The organism is Nocardia flavorosea NBRC 108225 (assembly GCF_001613385.1).
Lineage (GTDB): Bacteria > Actinomycetota > Actinomycetes > Mycobacteriales > Mycobacteriaceae > Nocardia > Nocardia flavorosea.
The window spans coordinates 1-1,637 of the sequence record NZ_BDCG01000037.1 but is presented as its reverse complement, the minus strand read 5'-3'; the positions used below and the strand labels follow the sequence as shown (position 1 = coordinate 1,637).

The window sequence follows — 1,637 nt, the reverse complement described above, 5'->3', positions numbered from 1 at the left end:
GTGGCGCGGTTTCAACGGCCGCCACTGGGCCGACACCACCAAGGACCGTGAGCTGCACAAACGCGTGGTCAAGGTGTTGCGCGAGATCTGGCAGGAAGCGCAGGAGTGCCGCCCCGACACCGGCGACGCGACCGAGGTCCGCAAGTGGGCCAAGGAGTCGGAGAGACGATCCTCTATCGGCGCGGTGAAAGCGCTGCTGGTCAGCGAGTGCGCGGTCTCGGTGGAGGACTTCGACCCGCGCGGCACCGGCCCGGACACGTTGAATCTGGCCAACGGGACGTTGAACCTGGAGACCTACGAGCTGCGGCCGCACGACAAGGCCGACATGCTTGCCAAGTTCTCCCCGGTGTTCTTCGACCCGACCGCACAGTGCCCGAACTGGCTGCGTCACCTGGAGTGGGCGGTTCCCGATGCCGAGACCCGCGAGACGATCCAGCGGTACTTCGGGTATGCGCTGACCACCGAGACCCGTGAACAGAAAATGCTGTGCTTCTACGGGGCCAAGGGCCGCAACGGCAAGGGCGTCATCGTCCGGGTCATGGAGCGGATCCTCGGCTACGACGACAAGAACCCGGGCAGCTCCCAGCACGCCTACGCTCAGGCCGCGCCCGCGACCATGCTGCTGGACGGCAAACGCGGCATGGACGCGCCGTCCAGCGATATGGCGCGGCTGGTCGGCAAACGGTTCGTGTCGTTGCAGGAGACCGCGGCCGGCCAGAAGTTCTCCGAGGTCCGCGTAAATGCCCTGACCGGCGGAGACACCATCACCGCCCGGTTCATGCACAAGGACTATTTCGAGTTCACCCCGGTCGCGAAATACGTCCTTTGCACCAACAACCGGCCCGAGGTCACCAACGACAACCCGGCATTGTGGCGGCGGCTGTTCCTGGTGAACTTCCCGAACTCGATTTCGGATGCCGGTCGCGACGCCGATCCGGACTATGAGCTGCGGATTCAGGATGAGCTGTCCGGCATCTTGAATTGGATGCTGGAAGGGTTGCGCAAGTGGCGTGCCGATGGGCTGAAGATCTCGGCCGCGATCCGCGCCGATACCGATGCCTACCGGGCCGAACAGGACTGGTTCGGTCAGTTCATGGCCGATTGCCTGGAGGAGCGCGAAGCCCATCTGGTCAGCGCGGCAGTGGTCTACTCGGTGTATCGGAAGTGGGCCACCGACGCCGGCCAAGGTGTGATGGCTCAGCGCCGATTCGGCAGCCTGGTCAGCGAGAAGGTGCCCGGCTTCTACAAGAAGCGCACCGGCAACCCGCCGGAGTGGTATTACGGCGGCCTCGCGCTGCGGGAGGGCACCACCGGCGCCTTCGATACCGCCCAGCACCAGAAGAACCCGGTGGAACGGCCCGACCCCGGGGCACCACCAGCCAAGCACACGGCCTACTACGCCGCCCAGCGTCGCGCCGCACAGGAACGCGAAGCTGCGGAGCAGGAAGCCGCGACCGCCACGCCGACCGAAGCCGAGCCCGTCCCGACCGTGGCCGAGCCGGTTCAGCCGACGCTGACCGCGGTGCACAGCATTTCCGCGCTGTGCCGGGCCGATCAGCACGCCCAGTGCGCCGACGAACTGGCCGCGGGGTCGGTCGAGTGCTGGTGCCCGTGCCACGACGATCCCGAGCACGAGA

At 66.5% G+C, this 1,637-nt stretch carries 1 protein-coding gene; it reads left to right on the top strand.

Features of this window, described 5'->3' with window-relative positions; translation table 11 throughout:
- A partial coding sequence (locus NFL01S_RS33430) for a DNA primase family protein (protein ID WP_218019657.1) occupies positions 1 to 1,637 on the top strand: 1,637 nt, incomplete at both ends.